The organism is Streptomyces sp. NPDC001351, assembly GCF_042896045.1.
GTDB lineage: Bacteria > Actinomycetota > Actinomycetes > Streptomycetales > Streptomycetaceae > Streptomyces.
On the sequence record NZ_JBIAWS010000018.1, the window covers coordinates 81764 to 106985 of the forward strand.

At 70.4% G+C, this 25222-nt stretch carries 19 protein-coding genes; 16 read left to right on the forward strand and 3 right to left on the reverse strand.

The features are described 5' to 3' along the window. Nucleotides 1–11 precede the first annotated feature (11 nt). A complete protein-coding gene (locus tag ACFY1U_RS43520; protein WP_390699625.1) occupies nt 12–2177 on the reverse strand; it encodes a RecQ family ATP-dependent DNA helicase in 2166 nt (721 codons plus the stop codon). A gap of 130 nt (nt 2178–2307) precedes the next feature. On the opposite strand from ACFY1U_RS43520, the gene ACFY1U_RS43525 reads away from it, so the two are divergent. The 7 genes from ACFY1U_RS43525 (at nt 2308) to ACFY1U_RS43555 (ending at nt 13801) form a co-directional block, all read left to right on the forward strand. Next, on the forward strand, nt 2308–4074 hold the full coding sequence (locus ACFY1U_RS43525) for a DUF4192 domain-containing protein (protein ID WP_390699626.1): 1767 nt from the start codon (nt 2308–2310) through the stop codon (nt 4072–4074). 828 nt (nt 4075–4902) lie between these two features. After that, nucleotides 4903–6822: a glycogen debranching N-terminal domain-containing protein gene (locus tag ACFY1U_RS43530; protein WP_390699627.1), complete on the forward strand. Its 1920-nt coding sequence runs from the start codon at nt 4903–4905 to the stop codon at nt 6820–6822. A 131-nt stretch (nt 6823–6953) separates the two neighbouring features. Beyond that, nucleotides 6954–7712 carry an NUDIX domain-containing protein gene (locus ACFY1U_RS43535; protein WP_030939512.1) on the forward strand — a complete coding sequence of 253 codons (759 nt, stop codon included), beginning with the start codon at nt 6954–6956 and terminating at the stop codon, nt 7710–7712. Between the two features lie 89 nt (nt 7713–7801). Continuing rightward, nucleotides 7802–9814 (forward strand): ATP-binding cassette domain-containing protein, encoded by a 2013-nt coding sequence (locus ACFY1U_RS43540; protein WP_390699628.1) that lies wholly within the window; start codon nt 7802–7804, stop codon nt 9812–9814. A 161-nt stretch (nt 9815–9975) separates the two neighbouring features. Beyond that, on the forward strand, nt 9976–10863 hold the full coding sequence (locus ACFY1U_RS43545; RefSeq protein WP_390699629.1) for a FadR/GntR family transcriptional regulator: 888 nt from the start codon (nt 9976–9978) through the stop codon (nt 10861–10863). 426 nt (nt 10864–11289) lie between these two features. Continuing rightward, on the forward strand, nt 11290–12819 hold the full coding sequence (locus ACFY1U_RS43550; protein ID WP_390699630.1) for an RNA polymerase sigma factor: 1530 nt from the start codon (nt 11290–11292) through the stop codon (nt 12817–12819). Nucleotides 12820–12955: 136 nt separating this feature from the next. Then, nucleotides 12956–13801 (forward strand): serine protease, encoded by an 846-nt coding sequence (locus ACFY1U_RS43555; protein WP_390699631.1) that lies wholly within the window; start codon nt 12956–12958, stop codon nt 13799–13801. A gap of 112 nt (nt 13802–13913) precedes the next feature. Here ACFY1U_RS43555 and ACFY1U_RS43560 read toward each other — a convergent pair whose 3' ends face one another. Continuing rightward, nucleotides 13914–14144, reverse strand: coding sequence for a hypothetical protein (locus ACFY1U_RS43560; protein ID WP_030945102.1), 231 nt, complete (start codon nt 14142–14144; stop codon nt 13914–13916). 442 nt (nt 14145–14586) lie between these two features. On the opposite strand from ACFY1U_RS43560, the gene ACFY1U_RS43565 reads away from it, so the two are divergent. The 6 genes from ACFY1U_RS43565 (at nt 14587) to ACFY1U_RS43590 (ending at nt 21478) form a co-directional block, all read left to right on the forward strand. Continuing rightward, nucleotides 14587–16710, forward strand: coding sequence for a type IIA DNA topoisomerase subunit B (locus ACFY1U_RS43565; protein WP_390699632.1), 2124 nt, complete (start codon nt 14587–14589; stop codon nt 16708–16710). A gap of 199 nt (nt 16711–16909) precedes the next feature. After that, on the forward strand, nt 16910–17434 hold the full coding sequence (locus tag ACFY1U_RS43570; protein ID WP_390699633.1) for a DUF1453 domain-containing protein: 525 nt from the start codon (nt 16910–16912) through the stop codon (nt 17432–17434). Next, the gene (locus ACFY1U_RS43575; RefSeq protein ID WP_390699634.1) at nt 17431–18582 is read left to right on the forward strand and encodes a sensor histidine kinase; all 1152 of its coding nucleotides are present in this window, start codon (nt 17431–17433) and stop codon (nt 18580–18582) included. Before ACFY1U_RS43570 ends, ACFY1U_RS43575 begins: the two co-directional genes overlap by 4 nt. Further along, nucleotides 18579–19262, forward strand: a complete 684-nt coding sequence (locus ACFY1U_RS43580; RefSeq protein WP_390699635.1) for a response regulator — start codon at nt 18579–18581, stop codon at nt 19260–19262. Before ACFY1U_RS43575 ends, ACFY1U_RS43580 begins: the two co-directional genes overlap by 4 nt. Nucleotides 19263–19331: 69 nt before the next feature. Further along, nucleotides 19332–19889: a DUF485 domain-containing protein gene (locus ACFY1U_RS43585; protein ID WP_390699636.1), complete on the forward strand. Its 558-nt coding sequence runs from the start codon at nt 19332–19334 to the stop codon at nt 19887–19889. Beyond that, nucleotides 19886–21478: a cation acetate symporter gene (locus ACFY1U_RS43590; RefSeq protein WP_390699637.1), complete on the forward strand. Its 1593-nt coding sequence runs from the start codon at nt 19886–19888 to the stop codon at nt 21476–21478. The genes ACFY1U_RS43585 and ACFY1U_RS43590 overlap by 4 nt, the downstream gene beginning before the upstream one ends. Nucleotides 21479–21568: 90 nt before the next feature. Here ACFY1U_RS43590 and ACFY1U_RS43595 read toward each other — a convergent pair whose 3' ends face one another. Then, the gene (locus tag ACFY1U_RS43595; protein WP_390699638.1) at nt 21569–22261 is read right to left on the reverse strand and encodes a response regulator; all 693 of its coding nucleotides are present in this window, start codon (nt 22259–22261) and stop codon (nt 21569–21571) included. 161 nt (nt 22262–22422) lie between these two features. Between ACFY1U_RS43595 and ACFY1U_RS43600 the strand changes: the two genes are divergently transcribed. The 3 genes from ACFY1U_RS43600 (at nt 22423) to ACFY1U_RS43610 (ending at nt 25218) form a co-directional block, all read left to right on the forward strand. Next, nucleotides 22423–23238, forward strand: a complete 816-nt coding sequence (locus ACFY1U_RS43600; protein WP_390699639.1) for an ABC transporter ATP-binding protein — start codon at nt 22423–22425, stop codon at nt 23236–23238. A gap of 4 nt (nt 23239–23242) precedes the next feature. Beyond that, complete coding sequence (locus ACFY1U_RS43605; RefSeq protein ID WP_390699640.1) at nt 23243–24106, forward strand: ABC transporter permease; 864 nt, start codon at nt 23243–23245, stop codon at nt 24104–24106. A gap of 62 nt (nt 24107–24168) precedes the next feature. Next, a complete protein-coding gene (locus tag ACFY1U_RS43610) occupies nt 24169–25218 on the forward strand; it encodes an ABC transporter substrate-binding protein (protein ID WP_390699641.1) in 1050 nt (349 codons plus the stop codon). Nucleotides 25219–25222: the final 4 nt, after the last annotated feature.

A 25222-nucleotide genomic window follows, 5' to 3' on the forward strand; every position in this document is an offset into this window, starting at 1 on the left:
CGGCGCTGCGGTCAGCCCTGGACGGCCAGGACGAGTGGCAACACCCCCTGCGCACCGGCACGTCGGAGCAGGCGGGCCGCGACCGCGAGCGTCCAGCCGGTTTCAGTGAAGTCGTCCACGAGGAGGACCGGGCCCGTGGCCTCGGCGAGAGCGGAGGCGAGGGCGGGCGGCACGGTCAGCGTGCCGGCCAGTGCCTTGAGGCGCTGTGCACTGTTGCTCCGGGAGACCTGGGGCGCGTCGCTCGTGTATTGCACGGAGCCGAGCAACGGCAGCCTGCCGACCTCCGCGATGCGCGCACCCAGGGAGGTGATCAACTGGGGGCGGGTGCGCGAGGAGACGGTGACCACACCCACCGGGCGCGGCTGCGGGTCGGCCACTCCCGGGGCCCATCCCCCGGGCCCCTTCGCCCAGTCGGCGAGCACGCTCACAACGGCCTTCGCCACGTCGTCCGGCACGGGACCGTCGGGGGCCTGGGGCGCCAGCATCGGCCGCAGCCGGTTGCCCCAGCCGATGTCCGACAGGCGGCCCAACGCCCGCCCGGGAGCGGCCTGTTCACCGACCGGGATGCGTCCCTTGAGGTCGACGCCGATCGCCGGCAGACCGGTCGGCCACATACGGCGTGGCTCCACCTCGACGCCCGCCCGGCCGAGATCGACACGTGCCGCGTCCAGGGCGGTCGTCGACATGTCCGTGGTGAACCGCGCGCCCGCGCAGTTGTCGCAGCGGCCGCAGGGCTTGGCGCCCTCGTCGTCCAGCTGGCGCTGCAGGAACTCCATGCGGCAGTCGGTCGTCGAGGAGTACTCGCGCATCGCCTGCTGCTCGGTCCTGCGCTGCCGCGCGACCCAGTCGTACCGCTCCGCTTCATACGTCCACGGCTGGCCCGTTGCAATCCAGCCGCCCTTGACGCGCTTGACCGCCCCGTCCACGTCGAGAACCTTGAGCATGGTCTCCAGGCGGGAGCGGCGCAGCTCCACCAAGGGCTCCAGGGCGGGCAGCGACAAGGGCCTGTCCGCGCGAGCGAGGACGTCGAGTGTGCGGCGCACCAGGTCTTCCGGCGGGAAGGCGAGCGACGCGAAGTACTCCCAGATCGCCTCGTCCTCCTTCCCCGGCAACAGGAGCACCTCGGCGTGTTCGACCCCGCGCCCGGCGCGGCCCACCTGCTGGTAGTAGGCGATGGGCGAGGCCGGCGAGCCGAGGTGCACCACGAATCCGAGATCCGGTTTGTCGAACCCCATGCCCAGCGCGGAGGTGGCGACCAGGGCCTTCACCCTGTTGGCGAGGAGGTCGTCCTCGGCCTGCTGCCGGTCGGCGTTCTCGGTCCTGCCCGTGTAGGAAGCGACCGTGTGGCCGCGGTGCCGCAGGAAGGCAGTGACCTCCTCGGCGGCGGCCACGGTGAGCGTGTAGATGATCCCGGAACCCGGCAACTCGGCCAGGTGGTCGGCGAGCCAAGCCATACGATGCGCGGCGTCCGGCAGGCGCAGCACGCTCAGGCTCAGGCTCTCCCGGTCCAAGGGGCCCCGCAGCACCAGGGCGTCCGACGAGCCCCCGGTACCGAGCTGTTCGGCGACGTCGGCGGTCACGCGCGCGTTGGCGGTGGCGGTGGTCGCGAGCACCGGGACGCCCGGGGGCAGATCACCGAGCATGGTGCGCAGCCGCCGGTAGTCCGGACGGAAGTCGTGCCCCCAGTCGGAGATGCAATGGGCCTCGTCCACCACCAGGAGCCCGGTGGCGGCGGCGAGCTTGGGCAGCACCTGATCCCGGAAGTCCGGGTTGTTGAGGCGCTCCGGACTGACCAGCAGGACGTCTACCTCACCCGCGGCGATCTCGTCCTGAACGGTGTCCCACTCCTCGGTGTTCGAGGAGTTGATCGTCCGCGCATGGATACCGGCCCGGGCCGCCGCCTCGACCTGGTTGCGCATCAGCGCGAGCAGCGGGGAGACGATGACCGTGGGCCCGCTGCCTCTGGCCCGCAGCAGTGACGTCGCCACGAAGTAGACCGCGGACTTGCCCCACCCCGTGCGCTGCACGACGAGCGCTCGGCGTCTGTCGGCGACCAGCGCCTCGATCGCCCGCCACTGGTCCTCGCGCAGCCGCGCCGCGCCCGTGGCATCCCCGACGAGGCGGGCGAGGACCGCGTCCGCGGCCGCCCGGAGTTCCGCGTTGCTCGTGTGCTCCATGCATCCCATCAAACAGGACGGCACCGACCAGCCCGGCCGGGCCTGTGGACGAGAGGGGGATTGACGTGTCCCTGGCCTGACTTATCCACAGGGAAAACCGGAATATCGCGATCCGCGAGATCGTCGGCGCATGACGAACCACAGCGAAACCACTGGATCCCCCGAAAACGGCAAGGCCACCGGACGTGGAGGCGCCGAGCGCCACGACGGACACGGCGAACCCGGCCGACGGGACAAACACGTCGGCCCACCCGCTTCGGACGACTGCGGCGGGCGCGACGCGCCGGGCAAGCACGGTGCGCAAGACACTCCAAAGGAGCGCGCGGGCCGCCCGGACCACGTCGACTGCACCGCCTACGAGAGCCATGGCCCCGAGCACCAGGTCACGCTGCGCACCCCGGCCGAACTCGCCGATGCCCTTCCGTATCTGTTGGGGTACCGGCCCGAGGAAAGCATCGTCCTGGTCGCCCTGCACGACAGGGACGGCCGCGGCCGTTTCGGCGGCCGTGCCCGGCTCGGCATTCCCGCGAGCACGGACGACTGGGCTTCCGTTGCCCAGCAGCTGGCCCACGGGCTGGTCACCGGCAGTGAGCGGAGGGGAGCCCGACCCGAACAGATGGTCGCCTACCTCTGCCAGGAACCGGCGAAGGGCGAATCGGGTCGGCAGGTCATGGAGCGGTTGCGACCGCTGGCCCAGAAACTGCGCGTCGAGTGCGGACAGCTCGATGTGCCGGTGATCGAGGCGCTGTGCATCTCGGACGGCCGCTTCTGGTCGTACTGCTGCGGGAACGAGGCGTGCTGCCCGCCCGAAGGCCTTCCCATGGGCCTGCCCGGTACCTCCGTGCTGGCCGCCGCTGCCACGTACGCCGGCCTGCAGGTACGGGGCACTCTGCGCGAGCTGCGGGCCAGGCTGCTGCCCTGGGAGACCGCGGCCGCCCTTGAGCAGGAGCGTGCCCTGGACACCGCGAGCATGAGGTTGGTACCCAGGATCCTCGACGGCGCCGACCGCGAGGGTGTCGCCGAGGAGACAGTGGAGCTGTCCGCACAGATCATGCGCCGGCTTGCGGGCGCACCGCCCGTGTCCGGCACCCTCACGGCAGACCTCCGCGACGACGAACTGCTCGCGCACGACGAAGCCGCGACACTGATTCTCGGCCTGCAGGACCGTGCCACCCGGGACCGCGCGGCCGAGTGGATGGAGGGCGAGGAGGCCGCACTCGCACTCCGGCTCTGGCGGGCCCTGGCCCGCCGGTGCGTGGGACCCTACGGCGAACACGCGGCGGCACCGCTGACGCTGGCCGGTTGGGTCGCCTGGTCCACGGGTGACGACCTGGAGGCCCGGGAAGCCCTCGCCATGGCACTCGGCGCGGATCCGGGTTACCTCTTCGCCCGCCTCCTGCATCAGGCCTGCAACGAGGGGCTGGACCCGGAGTCGATCCGCCGCTGCCTGCGGGCGGAGCGACGGGACCGGGAGCAGACGGCAGTCCAGCAGTCGCACGGCAAGGAGGGAACCACAGAGCCCGTGACGGCCCAGGCCGTCGAGTCGGAGCGGGCCTGGGAGCCGGTGCCGGAATCGGTCTCGGGATCGGTTCCCGAGTCCGAATCCGTGTCGCAATCGGTGCCGGAATCGGTGTCGGAGGAGGTTTCCCGACCGCGACGCCGTGTCCGCTCGAGCGGCACGAACCGCAGCCATTCCCGCTCGGCGAGGGCAGAAGGCCGGGGGAGCGGCACGAGCGTCCCGCGCCCCCGGACGGCAGTGGCGAGCGGCACCCGTCCCGGTTCCACACGCACTGGCCGCACCCGCCCGCGTGCCGCCGGGAAGGGCGCCGCGCGCCGCGGCGACCAGTGTTCCGAAGGCCTGCGCCCCGGAAGCGACGGCACTGAGGAGCAGGCGTGAGCAGGTGCTGGGCAAGCGTTGCCCGGGGCGGCCGGACCGACGCCAGTTGCAGGCCACTTCGCGCGCGGCAACGAGAATTCTCCGGCGATGACCAGCGTGGCCGCCGACCGCCTGGGCGGGCCCGTCGCGGGCGTGACCCGGGGGACTGCTCTTGCGTTCACCTGAGTGGTGGAACGCCTGGATGGGGCGGGCCGCCACACAGCCCACGTCCGTCCGGATCCTCCCACCCGGCGCCGCATACGCCCGAGGTGCACCGAGCGCAGAAGAAGCCGCCCCATGCATCAGCCGACTCCGCCCTCCGCTGCAGGCGACGACACCTCCGGCGCAAGCCGGACCACGCTGTCTCCCGGGGCGGGCGCCCGCCTGCCGATCCACGCGGACCGTGCCGCCCGGCCCGCGGCCGACAGCACACGCAACATCGCACCGAACGGCCAGGACCGGTACCCGCCTGGAGCGACGGAACGACCCGGACCCTCAATCGGGGCGGCCTGTTGGGACCGACTCGCGGGCAGGCCGGCCGACCAGGGTCTCACCGCCGTTCGCCCGCACGACCCTGGGCGCTGTGCACTCGAGCCGACCGAGCCGGGCCGCTCTGTGTCCCGGCCGACGCGCCCGGCCCAACTCCCACCCGGGTCGGCCGACCGGACCCGGCCGCCCGACCACCACTCACTGCCGTCACCGCCAGTCCAGGGCCGAATCCCGACCTCATCCCCGGGTCAGACGCCCCGCTCGTCCACCTTCTCGCCCCCAGGAGCGACTGCACCGTCCCGAGCCGCAACGCCGCCGGCACCCCGCCGGTCCGTCGAACTGCCGTCCACGCACACCGCCATGATCTGCGTCGCGCTCCCGGGACTCGCCATCTCGTCGGAGGACGGGCAGATGACCGGTCAGGGGCTGGAAGGGTTCTACCGCGCGGGCCGACGCGTGCTCTCCCGTTGCCAGGTCCGCGTGGCCGGGCGTGAGCCGCTGGCGGTGCAAGCCCGGATGACCTCGGCCGACCAGGCTCGCTTCGTGGGCGCGCTGCGTGCCTCGCCGCACTCCGGCCCCGACCCGGACCTCGTCGTCGAGCGCATTCGCCATGCGGACGGGACGGAGCGCATCACCTTGCACAGTGCGGCCCTTCGCCCCCTGCGTGTGCCTCTCGAAGTCGCCCTCGGCACGGACCTGGCCGACCTGGGCGCCATCGCGTCCGGCACTGCTGGGCCCGAACTGTCCGCCAGTGTCCACGACTCGGGTCTGCGCTGGTCCTGCGCCACCGGGAACTCTTCGGTCACGGCAGATCCGCCGCCCGCGGACGCACTGGCCTCCGCCGGGTTGCTGCGCTGGGAGTTCGAGCTGTCCCCAGGCGGCAGCACCAGCGTGGAGCTGCGGGTACGGCCGGACGGAGCGGGCCCTTTCCGGGCGGCGAGCCGCACGGCCACGAGCCCTCTTGCCCCGGCCAGGGCGTCCGGTGACGACCCCAGGGTCCACGCGCTGCTGAGGACAAGCGTCGAGGATCTCCATGCCCTCCTGCTGCGCGACCCCGCCCACCCTTCCGACATACAACTCGCGGCAGGAGCCCCCTGGCGCTGTGGTCCGGCCCCGGCCGAGGCACTGGCGGCGGCGCGGATGACGCTGCCCCTTGGTACCCGGCTCGCCGCAGGAACGCTGCGTATCCTCGCTCGCACCCAACTCCGGGGCGCGGGGCCGCAGTCCGGCATGATCCCCGGGCCGCGACGGGACGCGGGCATCCATCTGCCACCAGGTTGTACCGGCACTGAAGCCACACTGCTCTTCCCCGCGCTCCTCGCGGAGGCCCGCCGCTGGGGCCTTCCCGAGGCCGAGACGGAGGAACTGCTGCCGGCCGCCGAGCGCTGTCTGGCCTGGCTGCGGACGACCGTCGGCGAGAGCGCCTACCTGTGCGACCCGCATCCCGGCGGTCCCGTCCGCTGCGAGACGCAGGCCCACGCCCACCGTGCGGCCCTGCTGGGCGCCGATCTCCTCGACGGCTGCGGAAGGCCGGGCGGTGCCGAGCTGCGGCAGTGGGCCCAGCTGCTGCGGGCGGAGTTCAGGGAGGACTTCTGGGTCGACGACCGGGGCGGCGGCAGGCCGGCCGCCGCTCGCGCCCCTGACGGCACCCCGCTGCCGTACCTGGGTGCCGCCGCCGCCCATCTCCTCGACACCGGCCTGCTCGGCGGGGGTGAGCCGGCTGCCGGGCTGCTCGACAAGGTGCAGACCGAACAGCTCGCGCGTTTGCTCGGCGGCCCGGGGATGGACTCGGGCTGGGGGCTGCGCGGACTGGGCGCGAAGGAAGCCGGCTACAACCCGTTCGGCCACCGCAGCGGCGCGGTGCGGGTCCACGAGACGGCGCTCGCCGTAGCAGGCCTGGCCGCCGCCGGATACGAGAAGGAGGCGGGTTCGCTGCTGAGGGGCGCCCTGGCGGCGGCCGAGAGCTTCGGGCACCGGCTGCCCGAGATGTACGCGGGGGAGCAGCGCACCGCCGCAAGCGCACCCCTCCCGCACCCGGCGGCCTGTCGTCCGGCCGCCACCGCGGCGGCCGCCGGTGTGCTGCTGCTGGTGACCGTCGCGGGTATCCGTCCGGACGCTCCGGCCGGGACGATCACACTGCGGCCCATGCACAGTGCCCCCCTGGGCGAGATCGTCCTGAGGGGACTTCGCATCGCCGGTGCTCCCTTTTCCGTACGGATCAGCCGCCTCGGCCTCGCCATGGTCGAGGAGGCCGCCGACGGGCTGCAATTGGGAGCGTGACCTGGGACGACGTAACACCGCACAGCACCCGGAACCAGGGGCTGGGGCGCATACCGGACCGAAGTGGATCAGCCATCGAAGCGGCCGACGAAAGGAGTGTTTATCGTCAGGCAGACGACTATGATCGCCGCATGCCCTACGACCCGTCAGCATTTCCGCCCTTCGCCGTCACCGTGGACCTGGTCGTGCTGACCGTGCGCCGCCATGCCCTGTGCGCGCTGGCGGTACGCAGGGGCGAACCACCGTTCCAGGGGCGCTGGGCCCTCCCGGGCGGCTTCGTACGGGCCGACGAGGATCTGGCACAGGCAGCCGCACGCGAGCTGGCCGAGGAGACCGGGCTGCGCGCCCACGACCCGGCCGTTCCCGCCCAGGACAACGGCGCCCACCTGGAGCAACTCGCGACCTACGGAGACCCCAAGCGGGACCCGCGCATGCGCGTCGTCAGCGTCGCCCACCTGGCACTCGCCCCCGACCTGCCCGCACCCCGAGCGGGTGGCGACGCCAGCAATGCGCGCTGGGCGCCGGTCGAGGAGCTGCTGCAGCAGGGCGGATACGGCCGCGACGGCGAACCGGTCGCGCCCCTCGCCTTCGACCACGCCCAGATCCTGTCCGACGGCGTGGAGCGCGCCCGCTCCAAGATCGAGTACTCGTCCCTCGCCACGGCGTTCTGCCCCACCGAGTTCACCGTCGGCGAGCTGCGCCGGGTCTACGAGGCGGTGTGGGGCGTGGCCCTCGACCCGCGCAACTTCCACCGCAAGGTGACGGGCACACCGGGGTTCCTCGTCCCCACCGGCGGGACCACCACACGCCAGGGCGGCCGCCCCGCCCAGTTGTTCCGCGCCGGCGGCGCCACACTGCTCAACCCCCCGATGCTGCGCCCCGAAGTGTGACGGCATGGTGCCGGGCGGACCGGGCACAGCCTGCAGAGCGGGCCGCGCTATACCCGAAAAATCGGACATAGCGCGATATCTTGCTTCGGGTGATCCAGGCCTACGGATTGACCAGCAATCCCCGCAAGGAGCTTCCGCCCGCGGTCGACGACGTCTCCTTCGACGTGCGCGCAGGCCGCGTCACCGCGCTGCTCGGCGCGCCGGGGGCGGGCAAGACGACCGCACTCAAACTCATGCTCGAACTCCAACAGGGCCGTGGCATCACCTACTTCAAGGGCCGCCCCTTGCACCGCATCCCCCATCCGGGGCGCGAAGTCGGCGTGCTCCTCGGTGATGTACCGGGACACCCGGCCCGTACCGTCCGCAGCCATCTCCGCATGCTGTGCGCCGCCGCAGGAGTTCCCGCCCGCCGCGCCGACGAGGTCCTCGAGGTGGTCGGCCTCGTCAGCCTGCGCGACGAACGCCTCGGCACCCTCTCGCGCGGCATGGACCGCCGCCTCGGCCTGGCCTGCGCCCTGCTGTCCGACCCGCACACCCTGGTGCTCGACGAACCCGCCGGTGGTCTCTCCCCCCGTGAGGCCCGCTGGCTGTACGGCATGCTGCACGCGCACGCCGCCCAGGGCGGTACGGTCCTGCTGACCACGGCCGACCCCAAGGAGGCCGCGCGCAGCGCCCACCGGGTCGTCACGCTGGAGCGGGGCAGGCTCGTCGCCGACCAGGAGGCCGAGGACTTCGCCCGCACCCGGCTGCGCCCCCGCGTCGCCGTCCGCAGCCCGCACGTCGTGCGCCTCGCCGCCCTGCTCACCAAAGAGGCCCGAACCGCCCACCGCTCCCTCGAAGTCGTGCACGAGGGCGGCAACCGTCTCTCCGTCTACGGCAGTAGTTGCGCCGAGGTCGGAGAGACCGCGTTCCGCCACGGCATCCTCGTACATCAACTCGCCGACGAGATCGGCGACATGGGGCCCGGAGCGGTGGAATCCCCGGTCGACGGGCCGGAATCCGCCGATGAGCCGCAGGTGCCGGACGAGCCGCACGCCTCGGGCGGAACCCTCGAACCGGACGCGGCAGCGCACTGCTCGACGCCGGCTGACGTGCCCGGGCAGGGACGCGCCGAACCCGCTCCGGCCGATGCCTCCCACGAAGCGCACCCCGAACCGCAGTCCCCGGCTGCGGCTGACGCGCCCCGTGAGGTCGGCGTGCCGAAGGCACCCGTCAACGCAGCCCAGTCACGTGTGACGTCGGGGCGCGCCCCGACGTCGGCCGCACGCCTGGCTGAGGCAGGCGCCCTCGACAGCCCGCCCTCCCTTCCGCCCCCCATCTCCGTCCGCCCGGCTCCCAGCCCCCTCCGTCCTCTGCGCTATGAAATCCGCCGCGCCGCGGGCATCGGCACCGGGTTCGTCACCGGGGCCGTCGTACTCGTCCTGTCCGCCCTCGCCGCCGTCCTCCTGGCCCGGATCGGACACACCCCCCAGGCGCGCCTGCTGGCCGCGTGGCCGCGCGAGCTGCCGCTGCCGCCCGCCGCGCTCGGTGCGGGCCTCCTCGGCGCGCTGGCCTTCGGCGACGAGTTCCGCCATCCCGCGCTTGCGGCGGATCGCGGCACCGTGCCCCGTCGGCTGGGGCTGCTCGCCGCGAAACTCCTCGTCGCCACGGTCACCGCGCTGCTGCTGGCCTTCCTCACGGTCGGCTGCGACGCCGAAGTGCTCTACATCGTCTACGGACGGGAGCTCATGCAAGTTCCCATGGACTGGCTCTCGCTGAGCGCGAGTTGGCTCGGTCTCGTCGTCGGATGTGCCTGGGCCGGAGTGCTGGCCGCGGGTGTCTTCCGGTCCACCACGGCAGGACTCGCGGCCGTGATCTCCGTACCGGTCCTCGTCGTTCCGCTCGTACAGAAGGCCTTGGCGGGATCGTCCGTGCGGATGGCGGCCGGGCTGCCGCTGCGGTTGCGCGAGGTGTTCCTGCTGCAGTGGCCCTTCGGGGGAGAGCGCTATCTGTGGGCCGTGGCGAGGGTGGTCGCCCAACCCGTGGGCGGTGCCCTGACGTTGTCACTCACCGCTCTGCTCTGCGCGTATCTGCTCACCACCCTGCGCAGCAGGGTCCGATGACAACCGTCCGCGCGCTTTCGTCCTACCCTGTGCGCAACTCCCTGGGGAAAGCCCATTTCTTTCCGATAAGGCGTCAATTGCGACGGGGTGAGCGATCACCCTTTCGTGTGCTTTTCACCAAAGACCTCAAGGGAGTTGGAGACGGCGCCGACAAAGGATCCGTGAGTACCCTTGCGCACACCATGATGACCGCCGCCCGCTCCGCCGACTCCGGTCTGGCCGGCCCGGGCGATCTCGACCGCTACCCCTACGCCGAGGCCCACGTGGTCGACCGCGTCGGAGCCCCCGCCTGGGAGAGCGCGGACCCGGAGCTGGGCCGCGTGGGCCGACGCGCCGCGGGCAGCCGCGGACGCGGGCTGCACGGCCAACTCGTCCAGCAGCTGGGCCAGATGATCGTCTCCGGCGATCTGGGCGCCGACCGTCCGCTCGTGCCCGAGGAAATCGGCCAGCGTTTCGAGGTCTCCCGCACCGTCGTCCGTGAGTCGCTCCGGGTCCTGGAGGCCAAGGGCCTGGTCAGCGCTCGCCCGAACGTCGGTACGCGTGTGCGTCCGGTCAGCGACTGGAACCTTCTCGATCCGGACATCATCGAATGGCGCGCCTTCGGGCCGCAGCGCGACGACCAGCGCCGCGAGCTGAGCGAACTGCGCTGGACGATCGAACCGCTCGCCGCCCGCCTCGCCGCCGGGCACGGGCGCGAGGACGTCCAGCAGCGGCTCGCAGACATGGTGGAGATCATGGGCCACGCCATGGGCCAGGGTGACGCCATCACCTTCTCCCGTGCCGACGCCGAGTTCCACTCGCTGCTGATCCAGGTCGCGGGCAATCGGATGCTGGAGCATCTCTCCGGGATCGTCTCGGCCGCCCTCCAGGTCTCCGGTGGCCCGGTGACCGGCTGTGACCGGCCGAACGAGACGTCGCTGGCGCACCACGGCAGGATCGTCGAGGCCCTCGGTACCGGGGACGGCACGGCGGCCGAGTCGGCCATGCGGCAACTGCTGACCGTCCACCCCGAGGTGGAGCGCGTGGTGCCCGCGCCGCGCGAACACTGACCGCACCCCGCGGGCGGCGCGGCCGGGAGATGCCTCCCCCTCCTGGGGCACGGCTCGGCCGCCGAACCGCCTCCGTCGGACCCCGCAGGATCTCCGGGATCCTGCGGGGTCCGACGGCGCCACGGGCCGCGGGGGCCTCGGGAAAGCCCGGATCCCACCCACGGGTGACCCCGTATGTCCCTGTTCGTTCGATTTTGAGTGCTTACAGGGTGTGATTCGGACCACGCAGATTGGGCGTAACACTCGGGGAAACAGCGCGATGACCTAAGAGGTGACAGCCGAGGAGGGAATACGGACGCCGTTTGCGGCGCTGTGCATCTTCCCGGTCCCGCCCGCGCCGTCGGCCCAATCCCCAAGCCGGCGGTCGGCTCCTGTCCGTCCTGGACGGGGCCGGAAGCCGTTTTCCAACGTTCCGAGAGGTTGTTCGTGTCGGCCAGCACATCCCGTACGCTCCCGCCGGAGATCGCCGAGTCCGTCTCTGTCATGGCTCTGATTGAGCGGGGAAAGGCTGAGGGGCAGATCGCCGGCGACGATGTGCGTCGGGCCTTCGAAGCTGACCAGATTCCGGCCACTCAGTGGAAGAACGTACTGCGCAGCCTCAACCAGATCCTCGAGGAAGAGGGTGTGACGCTGATGGTCAGTGCCGCGGAGCCCAAGCGCACCCGAAAGAGCGTCGCAGCGAAGAGCCCGGCCAAGCGCACCGCCACCAAGACGGTCGCGGCGAAGACGGTGACCGCCAAGAAGGCCGCCGCCCCCGCCGCCCCCGAGGCGCCCGCCGCCGACACGCCCGTCGAGGACGACGCCCAGCAGGTCGCTGCGAAGAAGGCGGTCGCCAAGAAGACGGCGCCCGCGAAGAAGACCGTCGCCAAGAAGACGGCGGTCAAGAAGACCAGCGCCAAGAAGGACGACGCCGAGGTCATCGAGGAGGAGGTGCTCGAGGACACCCCCAAGGGCGCCGACGAGCCCGAGGGCGCCGAGAGCGCGGGCTTCGTGCTCTCCGACGAGGACGAGGACGACGCGCCGGCCCAGCAGGTCGCCGCGGCCGGTGCCACCGCCGACCCGGTCAAGGACTACCTCAAGCAGATCGGCAAGGTCCCCCTGCTCAACGCCGAGCAGGAGGTCGAGCTCGCCAAGCGCATCGAGGCCGGTCTGTTCGCCGAGGACAAGCTGGCCAACGCCGACAAGCTCGCCCCCAAGCTCAAGCGCGAGCTGGAGATCATCGCCGAGGACGGCCGCCGCGCCAAGAACCACCTCCTGGAGGCCAACCTCCGTCTGGTGGTCTCCCTGGCCAAGCGCTACACCGGCCGCGGCATGCTCTTCCTGGACCTCATCCAGGAGGGCAACCTCGGTCTGATCCGCGCGGTCGAGAAGTTCGACTACACCAAGGGCTACAAGTTCTCCACGTACGCCACCTGGTGGATCCGTCAGGCGATCACCCGCGCCATGGCCGACCAGGCCCGCACCATCCGTATCCCGGTGCACATGGTCGAGGTCATCAACAAGCTCGCGCGCGTCCAGCGCCAGATGCTCCAGGACCTGGGCCGAGAGCCCACCCCGGAGGAGCTGGCCAAGGAACTCGACATGACCCCCGAGAAGGTCATCGAGGTCCAGAAGTACGGCCGCGAGCCCATCTCCCTGCACACCCCGCTGGGCGAGGACGGCGACAGCGAGTTCGGTGACCTCATCGAGGACTCCGAGGCCGTCGTCCCGGCCGACGCGGTCAGCTTCACGCTCCTGCAGGAGCAGCTGCACTCCGTGCTCGACACCCTCTCCGAGCGCGAGGCGGGCGTCGTCTCGATGCGCTTCGGTCTCACCGACGGTCAGCCGAAGACCCTCGACGAGATCGGCAAGGTGTACGGCGTCACGCGCGAGCGCATCCGCCAGATCGAGTCCAAGACCATGTCGAAGCTGCGCCACCCGTCGCGTTCCCAGGTGCTGCGCGACTACCTCGACTAGGTCGCCGTCGTACGACACCGAAGGCCCGGTTCTCCCGCGTGGGGAACCGGGCCTTCTCGTGCTGCGCGCAGGTGCGGGGTGTGACGAGCTGGATCACTCTGGGTCTTCCACGACCATCCCAGAGTGAGGAGCATGTATGCGCCGTCCCTTTGTCCGGGCTCTGGCCCGGCCGCTGGCCCTTGTGGCCGCGGCGACCGCAATACCGTTGCTTTCCACTGCCCCCGTGGCCGCCGACAGCGTTGTCATAGGGAGTTTCCCGATCGACGTGTCCGAGAGTCCGTGGACGGTGGCGCTCTCCAGTCGTGACCGGTTCGGGGGTACGCGTGCGGGGCAGTTCTGCGGCGGCGTGGCCATCAGCCGTACGACCGTGCTCACCGCGGCCCACTGCATGGGCGAGGACGTTCTGGGGACACCGCCGGAGCGCGTCCGCGACCTCAAGGTCATCGCGAACCGTACAGATCTGCTGTCGGACCGCGGCCGGGAGATCCCGGTACGTGACGTCCAGGTGAGTCCGGCCTTCGACAGCGACAGCAACTCCGAGGACTTCGCCGTGCTCACGCTCGCCAAACCGCTGCCGCGCAGTTCGGTCATCGCGATGGCGGCCGCCGGCGATCCCGCGTACAAGCCGGGCACGAGCGCGACCGTCTCCGGGTGGGGCGATCTCACCGGTGGCGGCGAGTACGCCCACAGTCTGCGGGCGACGCGCGTGCATGTGCTGCCCGACGCCCGGTGCGAGGAGGCGTATCCGGGCAGCGCCGACGGCACGTACCAAGCCAAGAGCATGTTGTGCGCCGGGGAGGCGGGAGGGGGCCACGACGCCTGCCAGGGGGACAGCGGTGGCCCTCTTGTCGCCCAGGGGAAGCTCATCGGGCTCGTGTCCTGGGGGAGCGGCTGCGGTCGTGCGGGCAGCCCCGGCGTCTATACGCGCGTGTCCGAGGCCCTGAAAGGAATGGACCGGCGAAGCGGGGGCAGGGCCCATTGACGGTGCCCGGAGGGAATCCGGGGTACGAGCGCGGGCGGCGCGGTCCCTGAAGCAGGGGCCGCGCCGCCCGTACCGGCCTGTGCCGGAGCTGGCTCGTCGTATGTGCGAGGTATCAGCGCTCTTCTTCGGAGGCGGATGCCGGAACGGACGTCAGCCGCTCCGTCTCGTCCTGTATCTCAGCGGCGATCTTCTTGAGTTCCGGCTCGAACTTGCGGCCGTGGTGGGCGCAGAAGAGCAGTTCTCCGCCGCTGAGCAGGACAACGCGCACGTAGGCCTGCGCGCCGCAGCGGTCGCAGCGATCGGCGGCCGTCAGCGGGCTCGCGGGGGTCAGAACAGTAGTCACGTCGCCTCTTCTCTAGCTCGACGAGCTGTCGTACCAGGGTCAACATCCAACCAGCCCTAAAACGTTCCCGCCCCGGGCTTTTCCTCGAAAAAATCTTTCGAGGCCGGCTGTCTGCTGCCGGTTGGCGGCGAATGTGCCGTATTGCGTGTCTGTGTGTCGTACGGGTTCGCGCAGTTTGTCAATGTCTGGTCCTCCCGGCTGGCTTGCCGGTTGTTCATGAGGACGTGCCCGGAGCCTAAATGGTTCATGCCTCGAAGGGAACGTGATATGTACTTCACTCCATCGAGGGATCGAACGTGTATGCGACTCTGGACTAGTCTTAACTCAAGACGAGGGTGGCGTTACAACGGCTCTACCAGGCCTCGGTACCCTCTTGACGGCGACCGAAGCCGGGCCCTTACCCATCAGGGCCCCACCTGAAATTCAGCGAGGAGCGAACCGCGTGACCGCCGAGACGTCCGTGCCGTCCACAGCGCTGCTGGCAGGAGCAGACCGGGACGGTTCCAACTACACCGCGCGGCACCTGCTCGTCCTCGAGGGGCTCGAGGCCGTGCGCAAGCGCCCGGGCATGTACATCGGGTCCACCGACAGCCGCGGTCTGATGCACTGCCTGTGGGAGATCATCGACAACTCCGTCGACGAGGCCCTCGGTGGCTACTGCGACCACATCGAGGTGATCCTCCACGACGACGGCTCGGTGGAGGTCCGGGACAACGGCCGGGGCATCCCGGTCGACGTCGAGCCCAAGACCGGTCTCTCCGGCGTCGAGGTCGTCATGACCAAGCTGCACGCCGGCGGCAAGTTCGGCGGCGGCTCCTACGCGGCCTCCGGCGGTCTGCACGGTGTGGGCGCCTCCGTGGTGAACGCCCTGTCGGCCCGCCTGGACGTCGAGGTGGACCGCGGCGGCCACACCCACGCGATCAGCTTCCGCCGCGGCGTGCCGGGTGCCTTCGCCGCGAACGGCCCCGAGGCCAAGTTCGAGGCCACCAGCGGGCTGCGCAAGGCCAAGCGGATCCCCAAGACCCGTAGCGGCACGCGCGTGCGTTACTGGGCCGACCGCCAGATCTTCCTCAAGGACGCCAAGCTCTCCCTGGAGAACCTGCACCAGCGCGCCCGTCAGACGGCGTTCCTGGTGCCCGGCCTGACCATCGTCGTCCGTGACGAGTTCGGGCTCGGCGAGGGCGGCAGCAAGGGTGAGGAGTCCTTCCGCTTCGACGGCGGCATCAGCGAGTTCTGCGAGTACCTGGCGAGCGACAAGCCGGTCAACGACGTCCTCCGCTTCTCCGGCCAGGGCACCTTCAAGGAGACGGTCCCGGTCCTGGACGACCACGGCCAGATGACCCCCACCGAGGTCACCCGCGAACTCGGCGTCGACGTCGCCATGCGCTGGGGCACTGGCTACGACACGACCCTGAAGTCGTTCGTCAACATCATCGCCACCCCCAAGGGAGGCACCCACGTCGCCGGCTTCGAGCAGGCCGTCACCAAGACGATGAACGAGGTGCTGCGCGCGAAGAAGCTGCTGCGCGTCGCCGAGGACGACATCGTCAAGGACGACGCCCTCGAGGGCCTCACCGCGGTGGTCACCGTCCGCCTCGCCGAGCCCCAGTTCGAGGGCCAGACCAAGGAGGTCCTCGGCACCTCGGCGGCCCGTCGCATTGTGAACACCGTGATCTCCAAGGAGCTCAAGGCGTTCCTGACCTCCACGAAGCGGGATGCCGCCGCGCAGGCCCGGGTGGTCATGGAGAAGGCCGTGGCCGCCGCCCGGACGCGCATCGCGGCCCGCCAGCACAAGGACGCCCAGCGCCGGAAGACGGCTCTGGAGTCCTCGTCGCTGCCGGCGAAGCTCGCCGACTGCCGCAGTGACGACGTGGACCGCAGCGAGCTGTTCATCGTCGAGGGGGACTCCGCGCTCGGCACCGCCAAGCTGGCGCGGAACTCCGAGTTCCAGGCCCTGCTGCCGATCCGCGGCAAGATCCTCAATGTCCAGAAGTCGTCCGTGACCGACATGCTCAAGAACGCCGAGTGCGGCGCGATCATCCAGGTCATAGGAGCCGGCTCGGGCCGGACGTTCGACATCGACGCGGCCCGCTACGGCAAGATCATCATGATGACCGACGCCGATGTGGACGGCTCGCACATCCGGACCCTGCTGCTGACGCTGTTCCACCGGTACATGCGGCCCATGGTCGAAGCGGGCCGGGTCTTCGCCGCGGTGCCGCCGCTGCACCGCATCGAGATCGTCCAGCCCAAGAAGGGCCAGGACAAGTACGTCTACACGTACTCGGACCGTGAACTGCGCGACAAGCTGCTGGAGTTCCAGAGCAAGGGCATCCGCTACAAGGACTCCATCCAGCGCTACAAGGGCCTCGGCGAGATGGACGCCGACCAGCTGGCCGAGACCACCATGGACCCGCGGCACCGCACCCTGCGCCGGATCAACCTCTCCGACCTGGACTCCGCGGAGACGGTCTTCGATCTGCTGATGGGCAACGACGTGGCACCGCGCAAGGAGTTCATCTCCAGCTCGGCGGCGACGCTGGACCGGTCGCGCATCGACGCGTAGCCGCTGCGCCCGGCCTCGGCCGGGCGGTGGCGGCCAGGGTGATCGTGGGTCGGCTCCACCCGTGGGTGGAGCCGACAGCGGTGTGCGGATCCACCCACGATCCACCCCTGCTCCGATCTGCTGACCTGCGAACTTCCGTAGCTTCGAAGGCGTCGACAGCACTCGCTGCCGACTCCCCTCTTCGCTCACGGAGGCTCTGATGTCCGGGCTCGTCAACGCACTGGCGATCGCGGCTGTCGTCGTTCTCGTAGTCGTGCGGCAGTTCCGCGCGCAGCAGATAGGCGTGGGCAGGCGCTGGTGGCTGCTGCCCGTGGTCCTCGCCTTCGTGGCCCTGCGGGAGCCCGGCGTCGTCGATGCCCACCACCCCACGGAGTCGGTCGTCCTGCTGGGCGCCGAACTGCTCGTCGGCCTTGCCACCGGGGCCGGATGGGCCTGGACGACCCGCATATGGGCGGAGCCGGACGGCACCGTGTGGAGCAAGAGCACCAAGGCGAGCGTGATGGTCTGGATCGTCGGTATCGCCCTGCGTGTCGGCCTCTTCGCGCTCGGGACGCTCTTCGGAGTCCATCAGGACAGCTCCGCGCTGATCGTCGCCCTCGCGGCCACCCTCCTGGTCCGCTCCGGGATCCTGGTCTGGCGGGCGCAGTCCGTGGCTCCGGCGCAGGGTGGGGGCACGGCGTACGGTGACTCCATGGTCCGCCCGGCGCGGAAGGAGCGCGTGTGACGCAGAACGCCTGGATGCGCTGGCCCTCGCGGGAGGCACTGGGGCGGGCCGGCATCTCGCGACCTCGGCGCATGCTCGCCTGGGCCGTGAGATTGTTCGCCCTCGCCATCCTGCTGTGGGGCGCCTTCAACAGCAGCCGGGTCCATGGCTGGGTGACGGTCGTGGGCGGCCTCGGTGTGGTCGTGGCCGGAGTGCTCGCCTGGGCCCTGTACCGGACCACGTTCCAGCACAGGCTGTGGCCCTCCCTCGCCATCCTGCTTGTGCTCCTGGGACTGGCCGTCGGGGCCGAGGCCCTGGGCTTCCGGGGGCCGGCCCTCGTCCTGTGGTGCGGCTGCGCCGTCACCGCGCTGGAACGGCTGCCGCTGGCGGCTGCCCTGCCGACGGCGTCCGTGGCCCTCGCGTCCTACGCCGCGGTCAACAACGACGTGTGGCTGACCACGGCGGCCACCACGGCGGGCCTGGCCCTGGCCGGCTACGTCCTGCGCCTCGATGCCGAAGCCCGGGGCAGCGCCCAGCGCCTGCTGGCCCAGGAGCGTGCCGCCCGGGCCGCGGAGACAGAGTCGGCGGCGCTCGCCGAGCGGGCCCGCATCGCACGGGAGATCCATGACGTGCTGGCGCACAGCCTCTCGGCCCAACTCGTGCACCTCGAGGCGGCCCGGCTGCTCATCGAGCGAGGCGCCGGCCGGGACCAGATCCTGGAGCGGGTGGTGGCGGCAAGGGGGATGGCCCGTGACGGACTCGACGAGACGCGGCAGGCGCTCTCGGCGCTGCGCGGGGAGCTGACTCCGCTGGAGGACTTCCTCTCGCAGCTCGTCGGTACGTCGGCCGGTGCCGAGGTCACCATTACGGGTGAGCGCAGGCAGCTGCCCGCGGAGGCGTCGCAGGCCGTGCGCAGAGTCGCGCAGGAAGCCCTTACGAACGTGCGCAAGCACGCGCCGGGGGCCAAGGTGCGGGTGCGGCTGGACTACAGCGACCATCAAGTGACGCTGGATGTACGGGACTCCGGCGGTACGCCGGGTGAACTCGCCGGGGCGGGCGCCGGGTACGGTCTGCTGGGCATGCGCGAGCGTGCCGAGTTGCTGGGCGGCTCGCTGGAGGCCGGGCCGGACGAGGAGGGGTTCGCGGTGACACTGAAGGTGCCCGTATGACGGAAGGGGCGGAGCAGCGGCCTGCACGCGTGGTGGTCGCGGACGACCAGACCGTGGTGCGTGAGGGCATCGTGATGCTGCTGGGCCTGTTGCCCGGGGTCGAGGTCGTCGGAGCCGCGGGGGACGGGGACGAGGCGGTGCGACTCGTGGCGGAACTCGCCCCGGACGTGGTGCTGATGGACCTGCGCATGCCGCGCTGCGACGGTGTGGAGGCGACCCGGCGCATTCGCGCGGAGCACCCCGGGACGCAGGTCGTGGTGCTCACGACGTACGCGGACGACGAGTCCCTGTTCCCGGCCTTGCGGGCTGGGGCACGGGGGTATCTCACCAAGGACGCGGGCGGGGACGAGATCGTACGGGCCGTGCACAGCGTGCTGTCCGGGGACGCCGGGCTGTCGCCGAGCATCCAACGGCGGCTGCTGGAGCGGCTGTCCGGCCCGGAGCCGCAGCCGCCGGCCGTGTCCGAGGCGCCGGACGGGCTCACCGCGCGCGAGACCGAGGTGCTGCTGCTGATCGCCGACGGTCTCAGCAACCAGGAGATCGCCCGCAAGCTGCATGTCTCCACCGCGACCGTGAAGACTCACATCAACAACCTCTTCGCCAAGACGGGACTCAAGGACCGTGCCCAGGCGGTGCGTTACGCGTATGCGAAGGGGCTCGCGCGGCCACCGGCGGGATGAGTCACCTGATGGGGTGAAGAGCGCGGAGAAGAAGAGCCGGGGATCTATCCGTTCTGTCCATCCTTGGGCATGCAGTCAAGCAATGGCCGTCCCTGCGGAGGCGGGGGTGGCGCCGATGGTTCGGCCGGGCACCGCGATCACGACTCGTCCCCTGGAGAGGCTTCCGGAGGCGCGAGGTACGACGACCCGTGGTACGACGCACTCGCCTCCGGATGGGGCGAGTCGGACGGCGTCGGAGGTGCGGTTCCCGAGGCCGGTCCTGCAAGCCGGCCGGGTGAGGACGAGGCGGCCGCTGCGGCCGACGTGTATCTCGAGGTGCAGCGCAGCGCGGCGTTCCAGGAGGTGCGCAGCAGATACCTCAGGTTCGTCGTGCCGGGAGTCGCTGTCTTCCTCGTCTGGTACGTGGCGTACCTCGTGACCGCCACCACCGCGCCCGGGCTGATGGCGCATCCCGTGGCCGGCGCCATGAACGTGGCGATGCTCGCCGGGCTCGGGCAGTTTCTCAGCACCTTCCTGTTCGCATGGGCCTACGCCCGGCATGCGCGGCTGCGCCGGGACCGGGCCGCGCTCGAACTGCGCTGGAACACACAGGAGTTGACGCGCGGAGTCCAGGGTGGTGCGTTGTGACGGGCGGCCATCAGACGCTTGCGCTGTTGCTTTTCAGCGTGTTCGTCGCCATCACGCTGGCGATCACGACGTGGGTGAGCCGCAACCGGCAGGGCTCGGCGGAGGAGTTCTACGCGGGCGGGCGTCTTTTCTCTCCCATGGAGAATGGTTTTGCCATCGCGGGCGACTACATGTCGGCGGCTTCCTTCCTGGGTGTCACGGGGCTCATCGCGCTGTTCGGATACGACGGACTGCTGTACGTGGTCGGCTTCCTCGTCGCCTGGCTGCTGGTGCTCTTCCTCGTCGCCGAACTCGTACGCAACTGCGGGCGGTTCACGCTTGCCGACGTGGTCGCGGCACGCATGAGCGAGCGGCCCGTGCGCATCGCGGCGGGAACGTCCTCGGTCACCGTGTCCGTCCTGTATCTGGTGGCGCAGATGGTGGGAGCGGGCAGCCTGGTCGCACTGCTGCTCGGGGATACGAGCGCGGCGGCGCGGGCCTGGACCGTCATCGGTGTCGGCGCGCTCATGGTGATCTATGTGTCACTGGGAGGAATGCGGGCCACCACCTGGATCCAGATCGTCAAGGCGGTACTGCTGCTCGCCGGTACGGTCGCTCTGACCGTGCTCGTCCTGCTGCGGTTCCACGGCGACGTCGACCGGCTGCTGCTGACGGCGGCCGCGCGCAGTGGTCACGGCGATGCGTTCCTGGCCCCGGGGCTGAAGTACGGCGGGGACTGGACCGCGCGCCTGGACTTCATCAGCCTGGGGCTGGCCCTGGTGCTCGGCACGGCAGGGCTGCCGCACATTCTGTCCCGCTTCTACACGGTGCCCACCGCCCGGGCCGCGCGATGCTCGGCGCTCTGGTCGATCGGGCTCATCGGCGGCTTCTACCTGATGACGATCGTCCTCGGCTTCGGGGCCGCCGCGATCGTGGGGCCGGGTGCGGTACGCGAGTCGAGCGCGGCCGGGAACACGGCAGTCCCGCTCCTGGCGCTCGCTCTGGGCGGCGGCGCGAACACCACCGCAGGAACGGTTCTTTTCGCGGTCGTAGCCGCCGTCGCGTTCGCCACGATCCTCGCGGTGGTCGCCGGAATCACGCTCGCCTCCTCGGCGTCCGTGGCCCACGACCTGTACGCGTCACTGCGGCGCGGCGGTGCCCATGCGCGCAGCGAAGTGGCCGTGGCGCGCGTCGCCTCGGTCGGCATCGGCGCGGTCGCGATCGCCCTCGGCCTGCTGGCGCGTGACCTCAATGTCGCCTTCCTGGTGGGCCTCGCCTTTGCAGTCGCCGCGTCCGCGAACCTCCCGGTGCTGCTCTACTCGCTGTTCTGGCGCGGCTTCACCACTCGCGGTGCGGTGTGGGCCGTCTACGGCGGGCTGGTCCCCGCACTCGCCCTGGTCGTGCTGTCGCCCGTGGTGTCGGGCAGTCCGGAATCGCTGTTCCCGGCCGTCGACTTCCAGTACTTCCCGCTCCAGAACCCCGGCCTCGTGTCGATCCCGATGGGCTTCCTCGCGGGCTGGCTCGGCACCGTCACCTCCGACGAGGTCCCCGACGAGGCCAAGCATGCGGAGACCGAGGTGCGGGCGCTGACGGGGGCGGGGGCCGCGTAGGAAGGGCGGCCCTCACTGTCGTAGGACACACGCCTCATCGTCGTCGTACACCTCCCGAACCGTCGTACGGCGCACGGTGCGGACTTCGGGCTACGGCGTCACCCACGCGTACCGGTGTTCCGGGCGCCCCGTGTCGCCGTACTTGAGGGAGAGGCGGAGGCGGCCGGCCTGTTCGAGGTGGCGGAGGTAGCGCTGGGCGGTGGAGCGGCTCAGGCCGGTCTCCGCGGCCACCTCGTGGGCCGAGAGCGGGTGTTCGGCGTGGTGCAGGACCCGGCAGATCAGGTCGGTCGTCGGTTCGGAGTGGCCGCTGGGCAGGCCTGGTGACGACGGCGCCGGCGTGGTGCGCAGGGCGCCGAAGATCCGGTCCACCTGCTCCTGGCCTGCGATGCCGCGGCCGCCGACACGGTCGACGGTGCGGCGCAGCGCGGCGTACGAGTCGAGGCGGGTGCGCAGGGCGGCGAAGGTGAACGGCTTGACCAGATAGTGCAGCGCGCCGAGGCGCATCGCGGCCTGCACGGTCGCCACGTCGCCGGCCGCGGTGATCATGATGACGTCCGTGCCGAGGCCCTGTTCCCGCATCCGGTGGACGAGTTCGAGGCCCGTCTGGTCGGGCAGGTAGTGGTCGAGCAGGACCAGGTCGATGGTCCCGCGCTGCACGCTGGCCAGCGCCTGGGCAGCGCTGTGTGCGCGGGCGGTGACCCGGAAGCCGGGAACCTTTCCCACGTACTTGGCGTTGATCTCGGCAACGCGGAAGTCGTCGTCCACGACCAGGACGTCAATCATCGGGCCTCTTTCTGTCCAGGCCTGACGAGCGTTAAGCCCGTGTTTCGGCTCCGCTGTTGTAGCGCGCGCAAAACGAGCACAACAGGCTGTTGCAAGCAAAAGAACGGCATGCGCTCACAAGGCTGCTGCTGTGGCCCGGGCCACATCTACCGTCCCCGGCCATGAGCGCAGACATCAGCCCCGCCATCCAGCTACGGGGCGCGAGCAAGATCTTCAGGACCCCGTCGGGGGGTCTGCACACGGCCGTCAGGGAACTGGACCTCACGGTCGGGCGTGGCGAGTTCGTGGCGGTCGTCGGGCCCACGGGGTGCGGTAAGTCGACCACGTTGACCCTGGTCAGCGGGTTGGAGGAGCCCACCGAGGGCGAGGTTCTGGTTGCCGGGGAGCCGGTTCGCGGCGTCGGTGACAAGGTGGGTTTCGTCTTCCAGCAGGACGCCACCTTCCCCTGGCGCACCGTGCTGTCGAACGTCATGGCGGGTCCTCGTTTTCGTGGTGTGCCCAAGTCGGAGGCGAAGGAGAAGGCGCGTGAGTGGCTGGCCCGGGTGGGGCTCGCCGCCTTCGAGGACCGCTACCCGCACCAGCTCTCCGGCGGCCAGCGCAAGCGCGTCGCGCTCGCCGCGACCTTCGTCAACGACCCCGAGATCCTGCTGATGGACGAGCCCTTCTCGGCGCTCGACGTACAGACCAGGGCCTTGATGTCGGACGAACTGCTGGAACTGTGGGAGGGCACGGGCGCCTCGGTGGTGTTCGTCACACACGACTTGGAGGAGTCGATCGCGCTGGCCGACAAGGTCGTGGTGATGACGGCCGGCCCGGCCACCGTGAAGCAGGTCTTCGACATCGACCTGCCGCGGCCGCGCAAGGTCGAGTCCGTGCGCCTGGAGCCGCGGTTCATCGAGATCTACCGCGAGATCTGGGAGTCCCTGGGCGAAGAGGTCCGCATCACCCGTGAGAGGGGTGCCGCCCATGTCGCCTGACGTCATGCCCGAAGCACAGGTCGCGCTGACCATGACCGAGCCCGGTAACAAGACGGACCGCGCGCAGTCACGCGCGCGTGCCGCCCGTAGACGCAAGATCGTCGTCATGGCCACCCGCCTACTGCTCCTGGTCGCAGTCCTGGGCGTGTGGGAGCTGCTTGCCCGGACCAAGGCCATCGACCCGTTCAACTTTTCGATGCCTTCGAAGATCTGGGACCAGATCTACACGTGGGTGATGCACGGGACGGCGCAAGGGCCCCTGGGGGAGCAGATCTGGTACACGCTGTACGAGGCGCTGCTCGGCTGGGTCCTCGGTGTGATTGCCGGTGTCGTGTTCGGCATCACCCTGGGGCGGATCACCTTTCTCGCCGATGTCCTTGGTCCATACATCAAGGTGCTCAACTCGATACCCAGGATCGTCCTTGCCCCGATCTTCATGATCTGGTTCGGGCTCGGCCCCGCCTCCAAGGTCGCGTCGGCGGTCGTGCTGGTCTTCTTCCCGGTCTTCTTCAACGCCTTCCAGGGCGCCCGGGAGGTCGACCGCAACCTCGTGGCCAACGCCCGGATCCTCGGGGCAAGCAATCGGCGGGTGACGCTCCAGGTGGTCATCCCCTCCGCCACCTCGTGGATCTTCACCAGTCTCCATGTCAGCTTCGGCTTCGCCCTCATCGGCGCCATCGTCGGCGAGTACCTCGGGGCGACCAAGGGCGTCGGCATGCTCATCTCGCAGTCGCAGGGGACCTTCAACACGGCCGGTGTGTACGCGGCGATGGTCATCCTCGCCGTCGTCGCACTCGCCGCCGAGGGACTGCTGACCTTCGCCGAGCGCCGCATCTTCCGGTGGAAGCCGTCGGGTTCCGACAGCTGAACGCCCTCACGAGCCGCCCCCCGTCTTTCCCGCACAGCCCTCTCACAAGGACGTGAACCCTCATGCGCAAGACCGCCAGATACTCCGCCCTGGCCGCCGCCGGCCTGCTCGCCCTGTCCTCCCTCACCGCCTGTGCCAATGACGTGGCCGGGACCGCCTCCAGCAAGGGCGACGGCAAGGGCACGAAGGTCAAGATCATGGTCGGTGGTCTCGACAAGGTCATCTACCTGCCCGCGATGCTCACCCAGCGGCTCGGCTACTTCGACGCGGAGGGCCTCGACGTGGAGATGCTGAGCGAGCCCGCCGGTGTCCAGGCCGAGACCGCGCTCGTCTCCGGCCAGGTCCAGGGGGCCGTCGGCTTCTACGACCACACCCTCGACCTGCAGACCAAGGGCAAGTCGGTGGAGTCCGTGGTGCAGTTCTCGCACGCGCCCGGAGAAGTGGAGATCGTCTCCAGCAAGGCGGCGGGAGACATCAAGTCGCCCAAGGACTTCAAGGGCAAGAAGCTCGGCATCACCGGTCTCGGCTCGTCGACCGACTTCCTCACCAAGTACCTCGCCGTCAAGAACGGGGTGGACGTCAGCGAGTTCACGCCGGTCGCCGTCGGCGCGGGACCGACCTTCATCTCGGCGCTCCAGAAGGGTGCCATCGACGGCGGCATGACGACCGACCCGACCGTCGCCACCATCCTCGACAAGAAGGCGGGCAAGGTCCTCCTCGACATGCGGACGCCGGAGGGTTCCCAGGAGGCGCTCGGCGGCCCGTACCCGTCGTCAAGCCTGTACATGCAGACGGACTGGGTCAACAGTCACAAGGACACCGTCCAGAAGTTGGCCAATGCATTCGTCAAGACGCTCAAGTGGATGTCCACCCACAGCGCGACACAGATCGCCGACAAGATGCCCGCCGACTACTCGCAGGGCAACAAGATTCTTTACGCGGCGGCCATCGAGAGCACGCTGCCGATGTTCACCAAGGACGGCGTCATGCCCAAGGACGGCCCCGAGACCGTCGAGAAGGTCCTCAAGGCGTTCAACCCCAACGTCAAGAACGCCGAGGTGGATCTCAGCAAGACGTTCACCACCGAGTTCGTGGAGAAGGCCGCGGGCTGAATCC